Source organism: Candidatus Desulfolinea nitratireducens, from assembly GCF_982879505.1.
The window spans coordinates 22,186-28,195 of sequence record NZ_CEYOSI010000017.1 but is presented as its reverse complement, the minus strand read 5'-3'; the positions used below and the strand labels follow the sequence as shown (position 1 = coordinate 28,195).

4 protein-coding genes are annotated in these 6,010 nt (G+C 49.1%); all 4 read left to right on the top strand.

Annotation, left to right across the window (positions count from 1 at the left end):
- Positions 1-147 precede the first annotated feature (147 nt).
- Positions 148-516, top strand: a complete 369-nt coding sequence (locus AC3DOM_RS02810) for a response regulator (RefSeq protein ID WP_487917507.1) — start codon at positions 148-150, stop codon at positions 514-516.
- 28 nt (positions 517-544) lie between these two features.
- Positions 545-1,429 carry a c-type cytochrome gene (locus tag AC3DOM_RS02805; RefSeq protein ID WP_487917506.1) on the top strand — a complete coding sequence of 295 codons (885 nt, stop codon included), beginning with the start codon at positions 545-547 and terminating at the stop codon, positions 1,427-1,429.
- Positions 1,426-5,043 (top strand): nitrate reductase subunit alpha, encoded by a 3,618-nt coding sequence (locus AC3DOM_RS02800; RefSeq protein ID WP_487917505.1) that lies wholly within the window; start codon positions 1,426-1,428, stop codon positions 5,041-5,043. Before AC3DOM_RS02805 ends, AC3DOM_RS02800 begins: the two co-directional genes overlap by 4 nt.
- A gap of 73 nt (positions 5,044-5,116) precedes the next feature.
- A partial coding sequence (locus AC3DOM_RS02795) for a 4Fe-4S dicluster domain-containing protein (RefSeq protein WP_487917504.1) occupies positions 5,117-6,010 on the top strand: 894 nt, incomplete at its 3' end.

Genomic DNA, 6,010 nt, shown 5'->3' with positions numbered 1-6,010 from the left:
GTGTTTGTAAGTCCTTTATTTTTTTAAGCGGATAAACGGGGAACTAATCCTTTTTTAGAAGAGCGGTCATTTAGATCGCTCTTTTTTCATCCTTTGTACCATTGACGACGGATAGACACGCATTCTCTAGTTCGTTATTCTTGATAGATGGAATTGCGCAATGTTTTTGTCGTTGGAGATTCATTATTTGCTGAAACTTTAATCCAATTATTGGGGGATAGTCAGACCGTTTCGGTAATTGGTACAGCGCCCACGCCTGAAGATGCAATCCCAAAACTGAAAAGCCAGACGCCTGATGCTGTGATTGTGGCTGTGGCTGACGAATCCATTGTCGCTGCTTTTACTCCCATTTTGATTGCCAATCCAAATCTTCCGATCATTCACGCGGATCTGAATACCAACCAAATGCAGGTCATCACCAACCAATCCATCGATGCCAGGGTGTCAGATCTGCTTGCTGCCATTGCAGCCTTGCCCAAACAGGACGCATCAAAAGATGAAAATATAAAAGCATAATGCTAATAAATACGTAGAGGAGTGTCTTATGGAAGTCAAGCATAATATCTGGAGATCACTGGCAGAAAGATCTTTTGTAATTATCTTGTTAAGTGGGGTTTTGCTGACTGGATCTTTTTATCAGGCAACAGCATCCCCGAAACACCAATCCTCTGATGAGGGCCAGGGTATTTTTGAACAGAAATGCATATCCTGCCATTCAATCGGCGGAGGAATAGTTGTTGGCCCTGATCTGGAAGGAGTATTGGATCGGCGCGATCGGGATTGGGTAGCCAGTTTTATCAGTGCCCCGGATCAAATCCTGGCAGATGGAGATCCAATCGCCACGGGTTTACTGGCTGAATTTAACGGCATCCCGATGCCAAACCTAGGGCTACCAGACGCAGAAGTGGAATCGCTGCTGACTTTTTTTGAAGGTGGTGAAAGTGTCGCTCCCGTTACCAGTGACCCTCTACCATCAGGAAAGATTAGCCGGGGTGAAGGGCTTTTTACCGGCGGAGAAGCATTTGACAATGGCGGTACACCTTGTATTGCCTGCCACACTGTTGGCGGTGTTGGTTTATTTGGTGGAGGCAGTCTGGGTCCTGATCTGACCCATGTTTTCCAGCGATATGGAGAAGTGGGCTTAGCCAGTTCAATTCAGAATATTGCATTTCCCACCATGCAGGGTGTTTATGCTGAGAAAGCTTTATCAAACCAGGAAATCGCGGATTTATTGGCCTTTTTTGCAGCTGCTGATTCAGAGGGGAAAGAGGGCGTTGCTACCGGAGCCACCTCGTTATTCTGGGGTGCAGGTCTTTTGGGTGCCGGAGTACTTTTTGGAGTCATGGCATTTTTCTGGCCAAAACAACGAGAGAATCTATCAGATCGCTTGAGAAGAGATGCAGGGATCACTTCAAGGAGACACTCATGAAAGAATGGACTAAGGAAAAAGTTTCACCCACTGAGCGAAAATGGGAAGAGTTCTACCGCAATCGACACCAGCATGATAAGCGGGTGCGAACCACCCATGGTGTAAATTGTACGGGTAGCTGTTCGTGGGAAGTATTCGTAAAAGATGGCATTGTCACCTGGGAAATGCAAGCCACGGATTACCCTCAGTTGGAAGAGGGACTCCCACCCTATGAGCCGCGTGGCTGCCAGAGGGGGATCAGTTACTCCTGGTATCTCTACAGCCCCATTCGCGTCAAATACCCTTATGGGCGCGGAGCATTGATCGATCTCTGGCGGGAGGCTAAAGCCCTTCATGGAGATCCCGTCAAAGCCTGGGCAGCCCTGATGGAGGACGAAGATTCCCGGAAACGTTATCAGCAAGCCCGGGGCAAGGGCGGTTTTCGACGTATTTCCTGGGATGAATCTCTCGAATTGATCGCAGCCTCCATGATCCACACCACCAAGAAATATGGTCCCGATAGAGTGGCTGGCTTTTCCCCGATTCCGGCTATGTCGCAGATCAGTTATGCTGCCGGGAGCCGATTTATGAGCTTGCTGGGTGGCGTGATCATGAGCTTCTACGACTGGTATTGTGATCTCCCACCTGCCAGCCCTGAAATTTGGGGTGAACAAACCGATGTTCATGAGTCAGCCGACTGGTTCAACTCCCGTTTTATCGCCGTGGTGGGATCCAATCTCAATATGACCCGCACACCTGACACCCATTTCATCTCAGAAGTGCGTCACGCCGGTGGTAAGCTGACGGTCTTTGCCCCAGATTTCTCACAGGTTGCCAAATACGCCGATTACTGGATTCCTGTCCATGCCGGACAGGATACTGCTTTCTGGATGGCGGTCAATCATGTGATTTTGACTGAATTCTATGTTCAGCGGCAGGTGCCATATTTTATGGATTACCTCAAGCAATACTCCGATATGCCCTTCCTGGTTCAGATCGATGAGAAGAGACCGGGCAAATATATGCGTGCCAACAGAGTAGGCGAATACAAGGATGTTGAAAACGGTGATTGGAAACTGCTCATTTGGGATGAAAAGAGTGGGCGCCCCCGCATGCCAAAAGGCACGGTCGGCTTCCGCTGGGCAGAGAAGGAAAAGGGGAAATGGAATCTCGAACTAAAAGATGGTCTGACCGATGAAGAGATTAACCCGCAATTGAGCTTTGCCGAATCCCACGACGAAGTTGTCGATCTTGAATTTGATGATTTCTCAACCAATACATCCAACGCACGCGGTGTGCCAGTACGTTATATTGAAACTGAGCAGGGCCGGATCGCTGTAACCACCGTTTTTGATCTTGTGATGGCTCAATTTGGTGTCAATCGTGGTCTGTCTGGTGAATATCCGGAAAGCTACGAAGATGCGGATGGTGTCTACACACCGGCCTGGCAGGAGAAATATACTGGCATCCACCAGGATACATGCATCCGTTTTGCTCGAGAGTGGGCCACCAATGGTGAAAAGACCAAAGGCAAGAATATGGTCATCATCGGTGCTGGGGCGAATCACTGGTATCACAACAATTTGCTCTATCGCTCATCCATTGTCGCATTGATGCTGACTGGTAGTGTGGGCGTCAATGGCGGTGGTCTGGCTCATTATGTAGGACAGGAAAAACTTGTCAATATCGGCTCCTGGGCCACCATCGCATTTGCTACTGATTGGGGGATGGCTCCACGCCAACAGAATACACCCTCTTTCCATTATGTGCACAGTGACCAATGGCGTTATGAGCGTGGTTATACCGCTTATGACGAATTGCCAAATAAGCCTGCAAGAGACCATACCATCGATCATCAAGTTCGTGCAGTGCGCCGAGGTTGGCTGCCCTTCTTCCCGCAATTTAAACGGAATTCAGTTGATGTGGTGCAAGATGCCCTTGACGGTGGTGCTAAAGATGATGCTGAGATTGTGAAATATGTTGTAGATCAATTCAAAGAAAAGAAACTCGATTTGGCGGTTGAAGACCCGGATGCTCCTGAAAATTGGCCCAGAGTATGGGTGATTTGGCGCGGTAATGCGATCGGCACCAGTGCCAAAGGACATGAGTTCTTCATGAAGCATTACCTGGGTACACATAGTACTGCCATCGCTAAAGAGCAAGCCTTGGGACATACCAGCGAAGTTGTTTATCACAAGCATGCACCAGAAGGAAAAATGGATTTGGTGGTGGATCTCAACTTCCGCATGGATACTTCGGCTTTATATTCCGATATCGTCCTGCCGGCTGCATCCTGGTATGAGAAAGATGATCTCAACACCACAGATATGCATACTTATATTAACCCCATGCAGGCAGCGGTGCCACCGGCTTGGGAATCCAAGAGTGATTGGGATATCTTCAAAACCCTGGCTCAAAAAGTAAGTGAGTTATCTGAAACACATCTTTCTGAACCGTTCAAAGATGTGGTTATGTTGCCGCTCCAGCATGATACGCCTGATGAGATTGCTCAACCCAGCGTGCAAGATTGGCAAAAAGGTGATGTCGAGCCAATCCCTGGTAAAACCATGCCTCATTTCAAGGTGGTTGAACGCGATTATGTGAAATTGAGTGAGCGTTTTGTCAGCTTGGGCAAAGGCGTTGAGAAAAACGGGATCGCTGCCCACGGGTTGCGCATCCCTGTGGCAGATGAATATCAATATCTTAAGCGTCAACAGCCCAGGACATTCGGCAAAAACCTGCCTGAACCTGGAGATGTTTACCCCTCCCTGGAGTTTGGACGGGAGGTTTGCGACACAATTTTACGCCTGGATCCGGCATCCAATGGTGAGTTGGCCTATCGTGCTTTTGAAGCGGAAGAAAAGAAAACAGGACTATCCCTCACCGATTTGGCCGAAGGGACACGCTCAGCCCGTATCTCCTTTGCTGACATTATTAGTCAGCCCCGTCGAGTGTTGACAACCCCAACCTGGTCTGGATTAATCAATGAAGGCCGCGCGTATTCGCCTTTCACCCTGAATGTTGAACGCATGGTTCCCTGGCGGACGCTGACGGGACGACAACATTTCTATCTCGACCATGAAGGTTATCTGGATTGGGGTGAGCACCTGCCAGTCTACAAGCCGCGCCCTGATCACACCATGCTCGATGATACCGAGCGAAGTATGGCCGAAGCACAAGGCAAGATGCTCAACTACATTACTCCGCATGGCAAGTGGAGTATCCACTCAACCTATTCTGATAACCATCGTATGATGACTCTCTCCCGGGGTAACTATCCGGTATGGCTCAATCACAAGGATGCCGCAGAGATGGAGATCAAGGATAATGATTGGGTTGAACTCTATAATGATAACGGGGTCTTCGTACAGCGAGCCATCGTTTCTTCTCGCATCCCCAGCGGCACGGTATTTGTCTATCACGCTACCGAGCGAACGATAGGCATTCCGAAATCTCCGCTCCGAGGGAATAAACGAGCGGGTATGAACAACTCGTTGACCCGTGCTCGCCTCAAACCAGTGCTGATGTCTGGCGGTTATGCCCAGTTCACCTATGCCTTCAATTACTGGGGCCCTACAGGCGTCAATCGAGACACATTCGTCTTCGTACGAAGGATCGAAAAGCCAGACTTCTAAATCATCCCTCAACCTCTCAACCCCGCCCCTTTCTCAGAAGGGGGCGGGGAGAGATTAAGGTAAGGAGAATTTTATGAACGTACGTACCCATATGAGTATGATCTTCCACCTCGATAAATGCATCGGTTGCCATACCTGCTCAGTGGCATGCAAAAATATTTGGACAGACCGTAAAGGCGCCGAGTATATGTGGTGGAATAATGTTGAAACCCGCCCAGGGACAGGATACCCCACCCAATGGGAGAATCAGGAAGAATTTAGAGGGGGGTGGGAGAGAAAAAAGAATGGGCTCAACCTGAAGTTGCATACCCGTTTTCAGGGTTTACTCAAACTATTTTACAATCCGAGTCTCCCTGATCTGAGAGATTACTACGAACCCTTCACCTTTGACTATCAGAATCTGTTCAACTCTCCTCAAAAAGATGTGCAGCCTATAGCCGAACCAGTCTCTATGATCACAGGGGATCCCATCGATATTGAGACGGGACCCAACTGGGATGATGATCTTGGTGGCTCGAATGTCTACGCAAAAAATGATCCCAATCTGGAATCGCTTCCCGAGGAAGTTCGCGAGCAGATGAATGAACTGGAGCGCCTGGTATTCAATTACCTGCCCAGAATCTGCAATCACTGCCTGAACCCTGCTTGTGTGGCGGCCTGTCCCTCTGGCGCGATTTACAAGCGCGGAGAAGATGGCGTGGTTCTGGTCAACGAAAATAGCTGCCGCGCCTGGCGGATGTGTGTCGCAGCCTGCCCGTATAAAAAAGTTTATTACAACTGGTCAACGGGTAAATCCGAGAAGTGCATCCTGTGCTTCCCCCGCATGGAAACAGGGCAGGCTCCGGCGTGTGCACATTCCTGCGTTGGACGTATTCGTTATATGGGCGTGCTGCTTTATGATGCAGATCGAATTCCTGATGCAGCCGATGTTCCTGATGAGGAACTTATCGCGGCCCATCGAGAGATT